This window comes from Stutzerimonas nitrititolerans (assembly GCF_003696285.1).
In the GTDB taxonomy this organism is placed as follows: Bacteria; Pseudomonadota; Gammaproteobacteria; order Pseudomonadales; family Pseudomonadaceae; genus Stutzerimonas; species Stutzerimonas nitrititolerans.
Window position 1 is genome coordinate 21,193 of record NZ_RFFL01000011.1, and the last position, 16,988, is coordinate 38,180.

The 16,988-nt window shown below is 62.7% G+C and carries 18 protein-coding genes; 4 read left to right on the top strand and 14 right to left on the bottom strand.

The window, feature by feature from the left end:
- Nucleotides 1–119: 119 nt before the first annotated feature.
- The 4 genes from EA795_RS14240 to EA795_RS14255 all read right to left on the bottom strand — a co-directional run bounded on the left by EA795_RS14240 (nucleotide 120) and on the right by EA795_RS14255 (nucleotide 4,690).
- Complete coding sequence (locus EA795_RS14240; RefSeq protein WP_122078011.1) at nucleotides 120–2,069, bottom strand: DNA topoisomerase III; 1,950 nt, start codon at nucleotides 2,067–2,069, stop codon at nucleotides 120–122.
- A 237-nt stretch (nucleotides 2,070–2,306) separates the two neighbouring features.
- Nucleotides 2,307–2,924, bottom strand: coding sequence for a PAQR family membrane homeostasis protein TrhA (gene trhA / locus EA795_RS14245; RefSeq protein ID WP_122078012.1), 618 nt, complete (start codon nucleotides 2,922–2,924; stop codon nucleotides 2,307–2,309).
- A 21-nt stretch (nucleotides 2,925–2,945) separates the two neighbouring features.
- Nucleotides 2,946–3,632, bottom strand: a complete 687-nt coding sequence (locus tag EA795_RS14250; RefSeq protein WP_122078014.1) for a DUF4197 domain-containing protein — start codon at nucleotides 3,630–3,632, stop codon at nucleotides 2,946–2,948.
- A 53-nt stretch (nucleotides 3,633–3,685) separates the two neighbouring features.
- A complete protein-coding gene (locus tag EA795_RS14255; RefSeq protein WP_058077381.1) occupies nucleotides 3,686–4,690 on the bottom strand; it encodes an AraC family transcriptional regulator in 1,005 nt (334 codons plus the stop codon).
- Between the two features lie 334 nt (nucleotides 4,691–5,024).
- Between EA795_RS14255 and EA795_RS14260 the strand changes: the two genes are divergently transcribed.
- From EA795_RS14260 to EA795_RS14270, 3 genes are all read left to right on the top strand, one after another.
- Nucleotides 5,025–6,626 carry an FAD-dependent oxidoreductase gene (locus EA795_RS14260; RefSeq protein WP_122078015.1) on the top strand — a complete coding sequence of 534 codons (1,602 nt, stop codon included), beginning with the start codon at nucleotides 5,025–5,027 and terminating at the stop codon, nucleotides 6,624–6,626.
- Nucleotides 6,627–6,888: 262 nt separating this feature from the next.
- Nucleotides 6,889–8,619: a thiamine pyrophosphate-binding protein gene (locus EA795_RS14265; protein ID WP_122078017.1), complete on the top strand. Its 1,731-nt coding sequence runs from the start codon at nucleotides 6,889–6,891 to the stop codon at nucleotides 8,617–8,619.
- 13 nt (nucleotides 8,620–8,632) lie between these two features.
- Nucleotides 8,633–9,802, top strand: a complete 1,170-nt coding sequence (locus EA795_RS14270; protein WP_122078019.1) for an L-lactate dehydrogenase — start codon at nucleotides 8,633–8,635, stop codon at nucleotides 9,800–9,802.
- Here the strand turns inward: EA795_RS14270 and plsB are convergent.
- The 5 genes from plsB to EA795_RS14295 all read right to left on the bottom strand — a co-directional run bounded on the left by plsB (nucleotide 9,790) and on the right by EA795_RS14295 (nucleotide 14,332).
- Nucleotides 9,790–12,297, bottom strand: coding sequence for a glycerol-3-phosphate 1-O-acyltransferase PlsB (gene plsB, locus EA795_RS14275; protein WP_122078020.1), 2,508 nt, complete (start codon nucleotides 12,295–12,297; stop codon nucleotides 9,790–9,792). The genes EA795_RS14270 and plsB overlap by 13 nt on opposite strands.
- A gap of 174 nt (nucleotides 12,298–12,471) precedes the next feature.
- Nucleotides 12,472–12,879 carry an ester cyclase gene (locus EA795_RS14280; RefSeq protein WP_122078022.1) on the bottom strand — a complete coding sequence of 136 codons (408 nt, stop codon included), beginning with the start codon at nucleotides 12,877–12,879 and terminating at the stop codon, nucleotides 12,472–12,474.
- Nucleotides 12,880–12,979: 100 nt separating this feature from the next.
- Entirely contained in the window at nucleotides 12,980–13,312 is a 333-nt protein-coding gene (locus EA795_RS14285; RefSeq protein ID WP_122078024.1) for a hypothetical protein, read from the bottom strand.
- Complete coding sequence (locus EA795_RS14290) at nucleotides 13,309–14,019, bottom strand: class I SAM-dependent methyltransferase (RefSeq protein ID WP_122078025.1); 711 nt, start codon at nucleotides 14,017–14,019, stop codon at nucleotides 13,309–13,311. Before EA795_RS14290 ends, EA795_RS14285 begins: the two co-directional genes overlap by 4 nt.
- A gap of 46 nt (nucleotides 14,020–14,065) precedes the next feature.
- Complete coding sequence (locus tag EA795_RS14295; protein WP_122078027.1) at nucleotides 14,066–14,332, bottom strand: hypothetical protein; 267 nt, start codon at nucleotides 14,330–14,332, stop codon at nucleotides 14,066–14,068.
- A gap of 157 nt (nucleotides 14,333–14,489) precedes the next feature.
- On the opposite strand from EA795_RS14295, the gene EA795_RS14300 reads away from it, so the two are divergent.
- Nucleotides 14,490–14,900 (top strand): SRPBCC family protein, encoded by a 411-nt coding sequence (locus tag EA795_RS14300; protein WP_122078028.1) that lies wholly within the window; start codon nucleotides 14,490–14,492, stop codon nucleotides 14,898–14,900.
- 104 nt (nucleotides 14,901–15,004) lie between these two features.
- Here EA795_RS14300 and EA795_RS14305 read toward each other — a convergent pair whose 3' ends face one another.
- From EA795_RS14305 to EA795_RS20930, 5 genes are all read right to left on the bottom strand, one after another.
- Nucleotides 15,005–15,409 (bottom strand): lysozyme inhibitor LprI family protein, encoded by a 405-nt coding sequence (locus EA795_RS14305; RefSeq protein ID WP_240645024.1) that lies wholly within the window; start codon nucleotides 15,407–15,409, stop codon nucleotides 15,005–15,007.
- 136 nt (nucleotides 15,410–15,545) lie between these two features.
- Nucleotides 15,546–15,806 carry a bacteriocin immunity protein gene (locus EA795_RS14310; protein WP_122078032.1) on the bottom strand — a complete coding sequence of 87 codons (261 nt, stop codon included), beginning with the start codon at nucleotides 15,804–15,806 and terminating at the stop codon, nucleotides 15,546–15,548.
- Nucleotides 15,807–15,809: 3 nt separating this feature from the next.
- Nucleotides 15,810–15,953: a hypothetical protein gene (locus EA795_RS21425; RefSeq protein WP_349771816.1), complete on the bottom strand. Its 144-nt coding sequence runs from the start codon at nucleotides 15,951–15,953 to the stop codon at nucleotides 15,810–15,812.
- A 66-nt stretch (nucleotides 15,954–16,019) separates the two neighbouring features.
- Nucleotides 16,020–16,142 carry a hypothetical protein gene (locus EA795_RS21515; RefSeq protein WP_276310935.1) on the bottom strand — a complete coding sequence of 41 codons (123 nt, stop codon included), beginning with the start codon at nucleotides 16,140–16,142 and terminating at the stop codon, nucleotides 16,020–16,022.
- Nucleotides 16,143–16,295: 153 nt separating this feature from the next.
- On the bottom strand, nucleotides 16,296–16,916 hold the full coding sequence (locus EA795_RS20930) for a hypothetical protein (RefSeq protein ID WP_147456306.1): 621 nt from the start codon (nucleotides 16,914–16,916) through the stop codon (nucleotides 16,296–16,298).
- Nucleotides 16,917–16,988 lie beyond the last annotated feature (72 nt).

Genomic DNA, 16,988 nt, shown 5'->3' on the forward strand with positions numbered 1-16,988 from the left:
TTGATGCCACCCTTCGCGAGCAAGCTCGCTCCTACAGGTCGGGGTCGGCGTGACGCTTTTGTGGGAGCCAGCTTGCTGGCGAAGCCTTTTGGGGGCTCGATGACATTTTCGGGCAAGCTTTACGCCTCGACTGACGCCTTGCGCGACTTCCGCTTGCCGGCGCTGGCCTTCTTGCGCGGCGCCGCCTTGCGCTTCTTCTTCCAGGGCGCGCCTTTGCCGGGCGGGTTCGGCGGGCCGCTGATGGTCAGGCGCAGGTCGCGGCAGCGCTCGACCTGCTTGCTCATCCAGGCGGACTGCTTGGCGACGAATTCCTCCAGGCTCATTTCGCCGCTCTGCACCATGTCCAGCGCCTGTTCCCAGATCGCCGTGGTGCCGGGGTCGGCAATCGCCCGTGGCACGGCGTCGATCAGGCTGAAGGCCGCCGGGCTGGCTGACAGCGCCTTGCCCTGTTTGCTCAGGTAGCCGCGATCCAGCAGCCCCTGGACGATGCCGGCCCGCGTCGCTTCGGTGCCGATGCCGGTGGTGTCCTTGAGCTTCTGTTTCAGGCGTGGGTCGTCCACCAGCTTGGCGACGTTCTTCATCGCCTTGATCAGGTCGCCTTCGGTGAAGGGCTTGGGTGGCTGGGTCCAGAGATCCTTGAGGTTCACGCCCACGACGTTGCAGTGCTGGCCCTCGCTCAACGCCGGCAGTGCCTGGGTCGGCGCCTGCTCACGGCCCTTTGCGGGTGTCAGGGCTTCGGGCAGTGCCCGGCGCCAGCCGGGTTCGACGATCACCTTGCCCACCGCCCGCAGCGCCTGACCGGCGCAGTCGAAGTCGGCCTGGGTACGGTCGTATTCGTGGTTGGGCAGAAACTGCGCCAGGTAACGGGCGCGAATCAGCGTATAGACCGCGCGCTGCTTGCCTACCAGGCGTGACAGATCGGTCGCGGCGGCGGTGGGGATGATGCCGTGGTGAGCGCTGACCTTGGCATCGTTCCAGGCACGCGAGCGGTGTTGTGGCTGCACGTGCGTGAGCAGTTCGGACAGCGACGGATCGCTGCGACCCAAGGCGGCGACGATCGCCGGCGCCTCGCCGTGCTGGCTCAGCGGCAGGTAGCCACAGTCGCTGCGCGGGTAGGTGATCAGCTTGTGGGTTTCGTAGAGCGCCTGGGCGATATCCAGGGTTTCCTGGGCGCCGAGGCCGAGTTTCTTCGAGCAGATTTCCTGCAGGGTGCCGAGGTCGAAGGGCAGCGGCGGTGCCTCGCGCATGCGCTCGGTGCGCAGCTTCAGCACCTGTGCCTGGGCGGCACTGCCGATGGCGGCGGCTGCCTGGCGCGCATGTTCCGGGTCGAGGCAGCGCCCCTGGTCGTCGCAGCGATCCTCGGCTGCGCGCCATTGCGCGGTGAAGGGTATATCGCCGGCCTGCAGCGCGACCTCGATGGTCCAGTAGGGCACCGGCACGAAGTCGGCGATACTGCGGTCGCGATCCACCACCAGGCGCAGGGTGGGCGTCTGCACGCGGCCCACCGGCAGCACGCCCTGGTAACCGGACTGCCGCCCGAGCAGGGTGAACAGCCGGCTCATGTTCATGCCCATCAGCCAGTCGGCGCGCGAGCGGCCCAGCGCCGAATGGTAGAGGCTGAAGGTTTCCGCGCCGGGCTTGAGCGCGGCCAGCGCCTTGCGGATTGAGGCATCGTCCAGCGCCGAGAGCCAGAGGCGCTGGATGGGGCCGCGATAACGGCAGTGCTCCACCAGCTCGCGAGCGATCATCTCGCCTTCGCGGTCGGCGTCGGTGGCGATCACCAGTTCGCTGGCTTCGAGAAGCAAACGCTTGACCGCCTTGAACTGGCTGGCGGTTTTCGGCTTGACCAGCATCTTCCAGCGCTCGGGCACGATCGGCAGGTCGCCCAGCACCCAGCGTTTGTAGCGGGCGTCATAGGCGTCCGGCGGGGCGGTTTCCAGCAGATGGCCGATGCACCAGGTCACCGTCACGCCGGGGCCGAGCCAGCAGCCGTCGCCACGCCGGTTGGCGCCGAGCACCTTGGCGATGTCCTTGGCCTGGGAGGGTTTTTCGCAGAGAAACAGCCGCATCGCCGTCATCTATCCATTTTCGCAATGGGCATAGCATGCGCAGCAGAATGGTTTTAGGCAATCTTTATCTGTATGAATATACAGTTTATGGCATGTGTAGGGCTCATTCATTGGGCCTTTGGTAGCGAGATGACTGGCATGGCCTATGGCCGAACAAGTTCGGCCCTACGGGCCGCGGAAGCCGCATCAATGTAGGGCCGAATTCATTCGGCCGACCGGCCCTTGGCTGGAGGGGAGCTAGACTACGTATCCCGCAATCGCCACGAAATGCAGCAGGCTGCCCGCCATCACGAACAGGTGCCAGATGCCGTGCCAGTGTCGAAAGCGCTGGTCGTAGGCAAAGAAGATAATGCCCACCGTATAGAGCACGCCGCCCGCGACCAGCCAGCTGAAGCCGACGCCGCCGAGCGCTGCGAGCAGCGGCTTGACCGCTACCAGCACGATCCAGCCCATCACCGCGTAGATGACGACCGACAGCACGCGCGCTTCCGAGCGTGGCTTGATCTCCTGCAGCATGCCGATGACGGCCAGGCCCCAGACGATGCCGAACAGCCACCAGCCCCAGCTGCCGCGCAGGGTCACGAGGCAGAAGGGCGTATAGCTGCCAGCGATCAGCAGATAGATCGATAGGTGATCGAGCTTGCGCATGATCACCTTGGCCCGGCCGCGCAGGCTGTGATAGAGCGTGGAGATGCTGTACAGCAGGACCAGGGTGAGCCCGTAGATCGCCACGCTGACGATCCTCGCCACGTCGCCGCTCATGGCCGCCATGATCAGCAGCCAGACGCTGCCGATCACCGCCAGCACGCCGCCGGCCAGGTGCGTCCAGGCGTTGAGCTTTTCCCCGTGATACATCGCGACCCTGCTCGGGAATGCTCAGTTGCCGCTCAGTACGCCAAACACCTTCTTGGCCAGGCTGGTGGCCGCCTGGGTCGGGTTCTGGCGGATGCTCGCTTCCTGCTCGGCGATGACGGTGAATAGCCCGTCGAGCGCCTGCTCGGCTACGTAGCCTTCGATGGTGCCGTACCTGGCATCGACCGCGCCGAGGCCGGACGCCTTGGCGGCCAGTGCGTTGTACTGCTGGGCGACGCCGACCTGGTCGGTGGCCTGCTTGATGATGGGCATGAACTTGTCGCGGATCTGCTCGCGGCTGGTCTTGTCCAGGTACTGGGTGGCCGAGTCGTCGCCGCCGGCCAGGATCGCCTTGGCGTCGGCCACGGTCATCTTCTTCACGGCATCGAGCAGCAGTTCCTGGGCCTGGGGCACGGCGGCTTCGGCGGCCTGGTTCATGCTGTTTTCCAGGGCCTCGACCTGCGAACCCATGCCCATCATCTTCAGCATGCGCGAAGCCTTGCCGAGGTTGCCCGGCAGTTCGATGCGCACATCGGGGTCATTGCTGAAACCACCGGGTTTGCCCAGTTGCTGCACGGCGACCTTGGCGCCCTGACTCAAGGCATCCTTGAGCCCCGCGCTGGCATCGCCCTGGCTCAGGTCGGACAGCGAAAGCGCGAAGGCACTGCTGGACAGCAGCAGGCCGGCGATAAGGGTGGTGATGCGACGCATGGGTGATTCCTCTGGTTGTGATAGGGGCGAGCTTAGCAGGTCTCTCGGGCGCGCTATGTGACATCGAAATGCGCCTTGCGCCATTGTTGCGGTGCCATCCCGCTCCAGCGCTTGAAGGCGCGGGAAAAGGCCGTCTCGTCGGCGTAACCCAGGTGCAGCGCCAGATCGGTGATGGATTGCGCGGAAAGCCGCAACTGCTGGCGCGCCTCGTCGTAGCGAACGTCGTCGAGCAGGCTGCGAAAGCTGTGACCCTGGCGTTGCAGCGCCAGTTGCAGGCTGCGCGGATGCTGGCCGAGCAGGCTGGCGACCACCTCCAGTCGGGCCTCGCCGGTGGAAAGGATCGATTGCAGGATATAGCGCGTGCGCTCGACGTGGTCCGTCGGTAGCTGCGAGTTGTGGCGAAACTGTTCGATCAGGTGCGATTTGAGCTGGCTGCGCTGTTCCACCGGACGCAGAGTGAAGATGTCGGCGTCGGTGACGAAGCCGCTGCAAGGCTGCTCGAACAGCACCGGGCAGGAGAACAGCCGCGCATATTCATGCGGTTCGCCCAGCGCCGCGTGGCTGATCAGTAACCGGCGCGGTTGCCATTCAGCCGCAAACAGTCCGGCCATGGTGCGCTGGGTAACACCAAGGCCCAGCTCGCGCAGCTGACGCAGATCCACCGGCTCCTGCAACTGCAGGCGGTATTCGACTCGCAGCTGCTCGCCTTGCGTTTGCAGATGCAGCGAGATGCCCTGGGCATGCAGGTGCACGTATTGCTGGGTGAGCTTGAGCACCTCGGCGAAGCTGTCCGCCTGGGCCAACAGCAGGCCGAACGGGCCGAATACCAGGTAGTCGTGGTATTCGCTCAGCTGCAGGCCGAAGCTCGGCGCGGGGCCTTCGGCGGCGGCCAGGTTGAGCGCCTGGGCAAAGCGCGCGTAGGGCACGTAGAGATCGGGACGGCGCAGCACCAGCGGGTCCAGCTCGCAGCGGCGCAGCAACTCGTGGGGGTTGAGGCCATGGCGGCGACAGAGGCTGTCGAAGCCGATGAACACGGCGCTGCGGGCGATCTGGGTCATGCAAATTCCTCGGCGAGTTCTGATACTCGATCGATCATGCTTCGGCTCGCTGTGCCGGAACGCCCAGCTTCGACCTTCCGGGTGCCCACGCAGGAGCGTGGGCACCATCGGGCTAAACGTTATTCGATCACTCCCATGCTCCTGCTTGGGAGCGCTGCACCGGGCGCGACGCCTTCCTCTCATTCCGTATGAGGGAGCAGCAGTTTGGCCGTATCAGCACGTCGTAATCTGCCGCGTATTCGCAATATGTCAACCTGGTCTTCGTGAAATGTCAGGCCAAGTCGCGTCGGCCGGCCTAGTCTCAAGGCTGTTGCTGCGTTTGCCAGGAGGCCCTATGAGTGCTGCGCTTCATCGTTGTGAAACCCTGGTGATCGGTGCCGGGCTGGCAGGGATCAGCACCGCGCTGGAACTGCTCGACCAGGGCCGCGAGGTGTTGCTGCTCGATGCCGCGCCGCGCAGTCACTGCGGTGGCCAGGCCAACGATGCCTTCGGCGGCATGCTGCTGTGCGGCACGCCCGAGCAGCGGCGCAATAAGGTGCAGGATTCGCCGCAGCTGTTGCTCGAAGACTGGCTGCGCGTGGCCGCCTTCGAGCCCGACGATCATTGGGGACGGCGCTGGGCCGAGCACTATGCCGAGCGCAACAAGGCGGATATCTACGACTGGCTGCGCCAGCGCGGCGTGAGCTTCTTCCCGGCGGTGCAATGGGTTGAGCGCGGCAATTTCGGCGATGGCAACTCGCTGCCGCGCTACCACGTGGCCTGGGGCTGCGGGCGCGGGATCGCTCAGACGCTGACTCGGCAGATGTTCGAGCACGACAGGCTGAGTTGCCTGTTCGAACATCGGGTGCTGGGGCTGGAAACACGCAACGGCGCCGTGGTGGGCTGCCATGGGCGCGGCCCCGAGGGCGACTTCCGTATCGAGACCGAGCACGTGGTGGTGTGCAGCGGCGGCATCAACGGCGACCTGGCCAAGGTGCGTCAGCACTGGGACCCGCTCTACGGGCCCTTCCCCGAGAACATCCTCAACGGCACCGATCCGCGCGCCGACGGCGAGCTGCACGCCCAGGTGCAGGCTGCGGGTGGGCAGGTGGTCAAGCTCGGGCGAATGTGGAACTACGCCGCCGGCATCGCCCATCCCGAACCGCAGTATCCGCAGCATGGCCTGAGCCTGATTCCCTCGCGCTCGGCGCTCTGGCTCGACGCCACAGGCCGGCGCATCGGCCCGCAGCCTCTAGTAGGAGGCTTCGATACCCACGACCAGTGCAAGCGCATCGGTCAGTTGCCCGGCCAGTACGGCTGGCAGTTGCTGAACTGGCGCATCGCGATCAAGGAAATAGCCATTTCCGGCACCGACAGCAATCCGCATTTTCGCGATCGCAAGCTGCTGCGGCTGCTGTGGCAACTGGTCACCGGCAACCGCGAGCTGGTGCGCTGGCTGATCGAGCGCTGCCCCGACGTGCTGGCCGCCGAGAACCTGCCGCAGCTGGCTGGCAAGATGGCCGCCCTGGCCGGCGATGGCCGTCTCGACCCGAACCTGCTGGTGGCCACGGTGCAGCACTACGACGCCGGCATCCGCCGCGGCCCGGCGCTGTACAACGACGAACAGCTGCGCCGCCTGCAGCAGCTGCGGCAATGGCGTGGCGACCGGCTGCGGACCTGCCGCGTGCAGCCGATCATGGATACCGGTGGCGGCCCGCTGATCGCCATTCGCACCCGTCTGATCAGCCGCAAGAGCATGGGCGGCATGCTCACCGACCTGCATTCGCGGGTGCTGGATGCCCAGGGCGAACCGGTTTCCGGTCTGTATGCGGCAGGGGAGGCGGCGGGCTTCGGTGGCGGCGGCATCAGCGGTATTCGCTCGCTGGAAGGCACCTTCCTCTCCAACTGCATCCTCAATGGCCGCCGCGCCGCGCAGGCCATCGCCGGTGGTGGGTGATGATGACCGATGGCAGACGACGGTTCCCATGATTCTGCGTGGGAACACGCTCGGAGATCCCCTCGCCAGATGTGCCCACGCAGGAGCGTGGGCACGATAAACAATTGTGGGGTGATGGTTCCCATGCTCCAGCGTGGGAACCGCTCGAAGATGCCCTGGCCGGGCATGCCCACGCAGGAGCATGGGCACGATCAACATTTGCGGGGGGTGATGGCTCCCACGCGAACGATCCATACGACTTACAAGAACAAGGAGCACCACCATGAAGAAAACCGGCGCCGCACTGGCACGTTTCGCCCTGGAACAATTGGGTGTCAGCCACACCTTCGGTATCCCCGGGGTACACAACACCGAGCTGTACGACGAGCTGAACGCTTCGGACAGCATCCAGCCGGTGCTGGTGACCCACGAATGCGGCGCGGCCTTCATGGCCGATGCCTTCAGCCGCACCGGATCGAGCATCGGCACCCTGGTAATCGTTCCGGCAGCAGGCGTGACCCACGCGGCCAGTGGCATTGGCGAGGCAGGGCTGGACGGCATTCCCATGCTGATCATTTCCGGCGGCATCCACAGCGAAAGCGGTCGTCGCTACCAGTTGCACGATATCGACCAGCATGCCCTGCTGGCACCCATCACCAAGGCTACGTTCCGCATTCTCAGCCATGCCGAAGTCATCCCCACGCTGTACCAGGCCTACCGCATTGCCACCGGCGGCGAGCCGGGGCCGGTGTTCGTCGAGCTGCCCTACAACATCGGCAATTTCCTCGGCGAAGTGGCGGAAATGCCGCCCTTCGTCGCCGATCCGCTGGCGGCCAGTCATGATCCGGCGCAGCTGCGCGAAGCCGCGCGGTTGCTGGTCGAGGCACGCCAGCCCGGCCTGTTCCTCGGCTGGGGCGCGGTGGGGGCGCAGGCGGAACTGATCCAGTTGGCCGAACTGCTAGGCGCGCCGGTCTGCACCACCCTGCAGGGCCTCAGCGCCTTTCCCGCCACGCATCCGCTGCATGTGGGCATGGGCTTCGGCGACTACGCGGTGCCGGCTGCCGCCAATGCCTTCGGCGATTGCGACTGCCTGCTGGCGGTGGGCACGCGCTTCGCGGAAATCCCCACCGGCAGCTACAGCATGCCGGTGCCCGAGAATCTGATTCACCTGGACATCAACCCGCAGGTGTTCGACGCCAACTACCCCACGCGAGTCGCCCTGGCCGGGGCCGCCGAGCAGCTGATTCCGGCGTTGCTGGCCGAGGTCCGGGCACTGCGCAGCGAGGCGCCGGTCAGCCCGCTGCCGGCGCGCATCGCTGCCGACAAGGCCGCTTATCTGAAGGAATGGCTGCAGCACGACAGCCGTGGGCGGGTGAACCCGGCGGCGTTCTGCCAGGCCCTGCGCGAGCAGTTGAACGACGAGGCCATCGTGGTAGCCGATGATGGCAACCACACCTTCCTGCTGGCCGAGCTCATGCCCATCCACGGTCCGCGCGGTTTCATCTCGCCCAGCGATTTCAACGCCATGGGCTACTGCGTGCCGGGAATGATCGGCGCCAAGCTGGCCAACCCCGGTCGCCAGGTGGTGGGCGTGGTGGGTGACGGTGCGTTGCGCATGACCGGGCTGGAACTGGTCACTGCCAGCAGCCTGGGGCTGGGCGTGGCGCTGTTCGTGTTCAACGACGGCGAGTTGTCGCAGATCGCCCAGGCCCAGGAAATCCCCTACAACCGCAAGACCTGCACCGTGCTGCAGCCGCTCAACCTCGCCGCGCTGGCCGAGGCCACCGGCGCCGCCTTCGTCGCCATCGAGAGCAGTGATCAGTGCGTCGAAGGCGTCGCCCGTGCCATGGCGCTGGCCGGCGAGGGCAGGCCGGTACTGGTGGATGTGCGCATCGACTACAGCAAGCGCACGCGCTTCACCGAAGGCGTGGTCAAGGCCACCCTCAAGCGCTTCATGCCGCGCGACAAGGTACGGGTGGTGGGCCGGGCGCTGTGGCGGCGGGTGACCGGTTGAGGAGGGCGACGTCATGAGCCGTGCCACGCATTGCCTGGCCGCCAGCTGCGACGACTACCGGCGCCTGGCCGAGCGCCGCTTGCCGCGTTTCCTGTTCGACTACATCGACGGCGGCGCGGGCGACGAACACACCCTGGCCGCCAACTGCCGGGACTTCCAGCGCGTGCACCTGCGTCAGCGGGTGCTTTGCGACGTGGAAAATCCCGATACCCGCTGCGAGCTGATCGGTCAGGCGGCGAGCATGCCCCTGGCGCTGGCGCCGCTGGGCATGGCCGGGCTCTACGCGCGCCGTGGCGAGGCCCAGGCCGCGCGGGCGGCCGCTGCGGCCGGCGTGCCGTTCAGCCTGTCCACCGTGGGCATCTGCTCGCTGGCCGAGGTGCAGGCGGCAAGCGGGAAGAATGCCTGGTTCCAGCTCTACATGCTGCGCGACCGCGAAGCGGTGCAGGGCCTGCTGCAACAGGCGCTGGCCAACGGCTGCGACACCCTGTTGTTCACCGTGGATCTGCCGGTCGCGGGGATTCGCCGGCGCGATATCCGCAACGGCATGCTCGACCCCGGCTGGCGCGGCAAGCTCGCCAAGGCCAGCCAGCTGGCGCGGCGACCGGGCTGGCTGCTGGACGTGGGCATTCGTGGCAAGCCACACCATTTCGGCAGCCTCACCGACCAGGTCGCCGACCCCAACGACCTGCGCGCCTTCAAGGCCTGGCTGGATGCGCAATTCGACCCCTGCGTGACCTGGGACGATATCCGCTGGCTGCGCCAGCAATGGCCGGGCAAGCTGGTGCTCAAGGGCATTCTGGAGCCGGACGACGCCCTGCAGGCGCTCGATTGCGGCGCCGACGGCATCGTCCTCTCCAACCACGGCGGGCGCCAGCTGGACGGCGTGTCTTCCACCATTCGCCAGTTGCCGGCGGTGGCCGAGGCGCTCGACGGGCGCCTGCCGATCCTGCTCGATGGCGGCATTCGCAGCGGTGTGGACATCCTCAAGGCACTCGCCCTGGGCGCGCAGGGCGTGATGATCGGCCGCCCTTGGGCCTGGGCTTTGGCCGCCGGCGGTGAGGCAGCCGTCGCGCAACTGCTGGCCAGCCTGCAGTGCGAACTGGCGGTGGCCATGGCGCTCTGTGGTGTGAAGAGCCTGGCCGCTATCGATGGCGGTCTGCTGGCGCCTGATCAGCGCGGCTGATCGCCCTCCGGCGGCTCGACCGGCGTTTCCTCCTCATGCCGCTCCAGCGCCACCTGACGGATCGACAGGCGAATCTCGGCCGGCAGCACGCGCTTGGCCACGCCTTCTGCCAGTTCGCCGAGCTTGTCGTGGTGGCCGAGCTTGCCGGCTTCGTCCTGATGCAGCACGCCTTCGTCCTGCAGGCTCTTGATGAAATGGCGGAATAGGCTCTTGTCGAAGAACTCCGGCGCGTTCAGGCCATGCAGGATCGACAGCCGCTGGGCCATCACCGTGCACAGCGTTTCCAGCTCCTCGGCAGTGAGGCTGTGCTGGCCGCTGTTGAGCAGCAGCGAGATCGCCATGTAGAAGCGCTGTAGCGTCTGCACGATGACCCGCGCCAGCAGCGTCAGCAGCACGAACTGCCGCGAGCTGGGCGCCGGACGCACATAGGTCTCGCCATCGAGCTTGAGCAGGCCCTGTTCGACGAAGGCCGCCAGCCACTGGTCGATCACCGTCTCCAGTTGTACCGGCTCCCAACGCATGAACAGCTCGGCCCGCAGGTAGGGATACAGCGCCAGGGTGAAGCGCAGGATCTGCTCGCGGCTGATCCGCGAGCTGCTCTGGAAGAAGCTCGCCAGCAGCGCCGGCAGAGCGAAGATGTGCATCACGTTGTTGCGGTAATAGGTCATCAGGACGGCGTTCTGCTCGTCCAGATAGAGGATGTTGCCCAGCGCGTCCTTCTGCTCGGCCAGCAGTCCGAGGGCCTTCACGTAATCGATCAGCGCCTCGCCGTTGCCCTCCGGCAGCGTGGTATGGGGCGAGTAGGGCACGGCGCGCAACAGGCTCTGGTAGAGATCGAGGATGCGTGCCAGAGAACGCTGGTCCAGCGCCTGACGGCTGGTGGACAGCATGGCCAGCGCCACCAGGTTGACCGGGTTGACCGCCGCCGCTTCGTTGAGCTTCTGGGCGATGCGCTCGGCGAGGCGATTGGTGGTGTCGCTGAGCCATTCCGGGCGGTAGCTCGGTGCCAGGTTCTGCTGGCGCCAGCCGGGTTGTTCCCCATCGAGAAACTCATTGAGCCTGAGCGGTTCGCCGAAATTCACCCAGACCTGGCCGAAGCGCTGCTTGAGCGCGCCGATGACCTTGAAGATGTCGAAGATCGATTCCTTCTTCTTCTGCGCGCCGCGCAACTCGCCCAGGTAGGTACGGCCTTCCAGTACGCGCTCGTAGCCGATGTACACCGGCACGAAGAGGATCGGCAGCCGCGGCGAACGCAGGTAGCTGCGCAGCGTGATCGCCAGCATGCCGGTCTTGGGCTGCAACATGCGCCCGGTGCGCGAGCGGCCGCCTTCGACGAAGTACTCCACCGGGAAGCCACGGCTGAACAGCGTGTGCAGGTATTCGTTGAATACCGAGGTGTACAGCGGGTTGCCCTTGAACGAGCGGCGCATGAAGAAGGCCCCGCCACGGCGCAGCAGGCTGCCGATCACCGGCATGTTGAGATTGATGCCGGCGGCGATGTGCGGCGGCGTCAGGCCGTTGCGGAACAACAGGTAGGACAGCAGCAGGTAGTCGATATGGCTGCGATGGCAGGGCACGTAGATCACTTCGTGGCCCTGCACCGAGTCCTGGATCTGCTCGATGTGGTTGACCCGAATGCCGTCGTAGATCTTGTTCCAGAACCAGGACAGCACCACCTCGAGAAAACGCACCGCGGTGTAGGCGTAGTCCGAGGCAATCTCGTTGCCGTAGCGCAAGGCCTTGGCCTCGGCTTTTTCGATGGAGATGTTCTCCCGTTCGGCTTCCTCGCGGATCGCCTGGCGCACCTGCGGTGCATGCACCAGGCCTTTGACCAGGTTGCGCCGGTGCGACAGGTCGGGGCCGATCACTGCGGTTTTCTGGTTGCGGAAATGCACCCGCAGCATGCGATGGGCCATGCGCAACGTGCGTTCGTGCCCCTTGTTCTGCGCCACCAGCTCGCTGAGCTGGATGGGCGCGGAGAACTGCACGCGGGTCTTGCGCCCGAGGATCAGAATGCTCAGCAGCTTGCGCAGCCGCCCGGTCACTGCCCAGCTGTCGGCGAACAGCAGCTTCCAGGGACTCGTCTCGCGATCTGGCGACTGGCCCCAGAACACGCTCACCGGGACGATCTGCGCGTTGTCCACGGCATTCTGCTCCAGCGCGCCGACCAGTCGCACCAGCGCAGCCGGCGGTACTACCCGGGTGCGGCGGCCGAACCAGCTCGCAGCAGGGTTGAGGAAGATGAACGCCGCTGGCTCGATATGGTTGCCCACGGCAACCTCGGCCACCGGACGCGGCAGGCCGGTCTTGCCGCACTCGTGGTCGAGTACCGCCAGGTCGCTCAGCGAGGCACGCTGCAGCACGTAGAACACCGGCTTGCTACGGTCCAGCTTGAGGTTGAAGGCGGACTGACTGATGGTTTCCGAGCGAACCCAGAAATACAGGACGCGGCGCACGATGGAGAAGAGCAGACGACGGATCGGGGAGCGGGTCATACGAAGATTCGGCTAAAAAGGGGCAGGGCCCTCGAAGGCGGCAAGTGTGCCGCAAGCGCAGGCAGCGAGCAAAAACTCTGATGCTCGGTGTGCGTAGGGTGGAAAACCGCGCAGCGTTTTCCACCGCAGGTATCCACTTCCCACCGACTCGAGCCAAGGTGTGCCGGCGAAGGATCAAGTGCCCTCGGGCCGAGTCGACAGCTGCGCCTCGATGGCGGCCTTGTCGATGACAGAGCGGACCTCGACGATCCGTCCGTCCTTGAACGCATAGAAGACGTTCTCCGCGAACGAAACCTTCTGCCCGTCGACGTCCAGCTCCAGAAACCGGGCTTTTGGCGAACAGTTGAATTGCAGCCGGCTCGCGACATAAGGCGGCTCGGCAACCAGCAATTCGATGTTGAAGTGCAGATCGGGAATGCTGGCGTAGTCGTTCTCCAGCATTTGGCGATAACCGGCCAGGCCGATTCGTTTGCCGTTATGACTCACCTCGTCATGCACGAAGCGCCCCAGGTTCGACCAATCCCTGGTATTCAGGCAGGCAATGTACTGTCGATAGATGCTGGCCAGATCGGCTGGGGTCATCGGCTATCCTCCGTTGCGTCGTGTTGTCGGTCTTGAAAACACTGGTTCAGCTTCGCGCGATATGTGCTGGCTATACGAGCAGCGGCGAGGGGTAAGGCCTTCAGCGTGTCCGAATGCGAGCACCAGCACAGGCACCGACCAGCAACAGCAGTGACCACACCAACAGGAACACTAGGCCTACCGCCATCAAGGGGCTGGGCGGCAAGAACAGCAGCAGGTACAGCGCCTGCCCGACTAGGCCACCCAGATAGTGCGCCCAGAGCGGCTTCGGCACCGTGACGCCCGAGAGCAACCCTGCTGCCAACAGCGCGCCGCTGTAGTACAGGCCTGCGTCCCAGGGTTCAGCCCGGCCTGTGAGCAAGGGCGACAACGCCCAGATGGCCGCGCCTGCAAGCGCGGCGATCAGGAAGGGCAGGACCCATGGCCGGCTCATGGCGCCTCGCCTGATGCGTGCTTAGCGAACCAGGCATGGATCAACCCCGCCTGGTAGAAGGGAACGGGCTCATCGAAGCCGCCGGCCTCGATGATGGCAGCTATTCGCTCGGCAGGAAGAATCGCAACGTCCTTGGCATAGGCCGCACGCATCTGCTCGACGCCCGCGGCAGGGATATCCGCCACCCGCATCATGTTCATCCAGGTATGGAGGAGGGCGTCGTACGCGGTCGAATCCACATCCGCTGCCAGATCGGAACTCGCCAATATCGCCCCCGGACCAAGCCTCGTCGCGATGGTCCGGAAAAACGCGGTGCGAGCCTCCGGCTCCAGAATGAACTGGGAAACCAGGAAGCAGGTCGCTGCAGCGAATGGCGCCTGCTCTGGCAGTGACTCCAGATAACCCTCGTGAAACTCGCAGCGCACCGCAAAGCCTCCCTTAATCGCCTTGTCGCGGCACACATCCAGCATGGCAGCGGACGGCTCCACCGCCGTGAAGGTCCACTGCGGAAAGCGTTGTGCCAGATAGGCGATCTCCTCACCCGTACCCGCACCGACACACAGTAGCCGTGCATTGGCCGGAAGCTCGGCAAACACCGCTTCGAGGAGGAAGTGCAAGGCCTCGCGAATGGACGCCGTCTTGGCCCAGCGCTCATCGTAGCTCGAAGCCTGTTGATCGAATATCGCCTTGATCTCATCGCTGCGCATTGGGGGCTCCTTTTGCAAGCTCAGGTCGGGTACACGCCTCGGGGTATCAGATATCGCGCCGGCCAATCTGTACCAGCACCGCTGCACCATAGCCCACACCCGCCGCGGTCAACCCCCACAGGTATGAGACCGGAACGGCAATCGCCGCCCACATGCGTGCTTCCGGGTCCGCCGGGTAAACGAAGGAGGTGAACGCCACCAACACCGGCAAAACCAGCCCGGCGCCGGTAATCGCCACCAGCGCTTTAACACGGCGCCCACGCAAATAACCCGCCAGGAACAGTGTTGCGATAAGGCCTGCCACGAATGCCATCGATGATCCTTAATATGCGGACTGAGAAGCGGGCAGGTCACCTGCCGTTCGCTACCGGTATCGAGGATTGCATATCCGCCGTGACAACTACCGTGTCGATTTTCTACTTCCCTGTTCGACCATAGGGCAGGGCAACTGCAATCCAAAGGAGAGCACCATGAAAATCACCGTGGAAACTCACGTAAAGGCCGATCTGGGCAAGGTCTGGGACGCCTACAGCAATCCCGCGGACATCAAGCAATGGAATGCGGCTCAGGATGACTGGCACACGACCAGCAGCACCGTCGATCTGCGCGAAGGCGGTGCCTTCATGTCACGCATGGAAGCGAAGGACGGCAGCGCGGGATTCGACTTCGAAGGCACCTACACCCGCGTCGTACCGAAGAGGCTCATCGAATACCGGATGAGCGACGGCCGTGAAGCCAAGATCGAGTTTGCCGAGCACTCCGACGGCATTCTCGTGACCGTCAGTTTCGACGCCGAGACCGAAAACCCACCTGAACTCCAGCGCCAGGGTTGGCAGGCAATCTTGGATAACTTTGGTCGGTATGTGGAAGCCAAGAGTTGAGGTGGGACGATAAGTTGGCCTAACGTTTGGTTAAGGGGCGGCTTTAGCCCGTCCCAGTGAGCGAAGCGAGCGATTTGAACCTGTTGAACCAGTTGTTGGGTGCGTTAGCCTGAGTGGATACCTTTAAAATACTTTATTCGTTCAATAGTCATTCTTAGTTTGCACTCTTCTACTTGGACGCCCTGCCAAGGAGATGGGGTGGACGATACTCCTATGAACTCACACTCGGAATCTCTAAATTTAAGCCAAGCCCTTTGAGATGAGCGAAATAAGCTAACGAGTTCGGTGTGCGGCCAGTTCTGACGTAATGCAGTTTCTTCCTCTTCGGTTCTTTTTATAGCTTTTTTGTATTCTGCATTCAACTGCTCGTCAGCGAGTTTGCTTTTTTGTGCCACGCACATATAGCCTGCTGTAACACCTCCTCCTTGGGCATTGCAAGGATCATCACTTTCCTCAATGGCAAAGGCTGTTGCTGAAATGAAGAAAAACACAAAATATATTGCTTTCAAATTTACACCTAGCACCTAATTTTGGTTAAGGGGCGGGCTTTAGCTCGTCCCAGTGAGCGATTTGAACAGTTGTTAGGCCTGTCTGGTCCAATGCGGTAGTCGCTGTAACGCAGGAAGATTTGCATGCTCCAACTGCTTAGAAATGAGACTTGAAGCTTGGAAGACCATTTGCTTCGCGCCACTTCTTTACAGTTTCAGTGATGCCTTCGTTTGAATTGTCTGCACCAGCTTCCGGGTAATATATCAAGTCAGTGCCGTCAGGGTGCTCTGTTAGCAGCCTGAATTGCTCAAGCAGTTCACCCAGCACTTCGTCAGATGCGCTCTTGTTCGCAGCACGAATCTCTTGAAGAAATTGAATGAATTGCGCTTCGGTGTAGTCAGAAAGGCGCTTTTTCATGGACTATTTCCGGTGAATATCTATGTGATTTCGAGGGGTGTTTGCACGAAGATTGTCTACGTTATATACAGCGCCGCCGTCAGCAATTCGCTCAACGTGATTTAAAGTAGCTATAGCTGCCGACCCACTCCGTGACCCTGCACCCATTTCTGAAGTCTTTTCATGCGCGTCCTTGTCTGTGCGAGATACACCCGCGTCCTTGATTTTTTAGGGCTATAAAGTACCGGCTTTTTGGCGCATAGAAATGATTGGATCGACAAAATCAGAAAAGAAAAAGCTGATGCCAGCCAAGCTGGAAGGTGAGAGCGGTAAGTTATTTGTGCCGTTGCCCGGCATAAAGCGGCTCCTTTCGATAATGCCAGTAACTAGAGTGCTAATTGGCGACGCGGTATTGCGGGTAAAGCCAATCGGATAGGAATTTCCGAAGTTAAGCTAAAGGGCGGGCTTTAGCTCGTCCTAGCGAGCGGAGCGAGCAAATTGAATCAGTTGTTATATGCCTTTCCACTTGCGTATTGCCCAGCGAACGAAAGCATTAAAATTAATGCCAATACCCATTACGTTAGGTTTTATTTCTAGAATGTCTTCTGGTGATGGATTATTTTCGTGAAGTGCCGGTGTGCCTCTAAGGAGAAGGGCTGCTACCTCGGCATCAATTTTTTCTTTTGCAGCGCTGATTGTTCCTGACATATCACGCAAATCTTCAACTTTAGGAAAGCCATTGCCTTTTAAAATCTGATGCGTTTTTGCAATCTCTTTCCATAAGCGACTGACCATGACTTTTAAAAGATCAGCAGCCTCTTTCAAAAATTCTTCAGGAGGAAGATTTTTGTTTGAGCATTCTTTTTCTATTTCAGCTAGTACTTTTGGTATTTCATGATCAAAGAAAGGCTGAAAATAGCACCAGAACACCATTTCAGGAGATCCGGTATATTTTATGCCTCTATAGGATATTTTTTTGCCATGAAAGTCTTCTGTTTCTAACTCCCAACGCGCCGGAAACATCCGCCACTTTTGGATTTTTTCAAAAATTGCGTTATCGAGAAGCTCAACTCTTCTTGCTGTTTGTGGATACAGTAGGGTCCGTTTGCCCGTTAGAAATAGCGGCTCCACTCGGTGTCTCCATGTCATATAACGATTAAGCTAAGGGGCGCGGTACGTCGTCCCAGCGAATGAAGTGAGCGA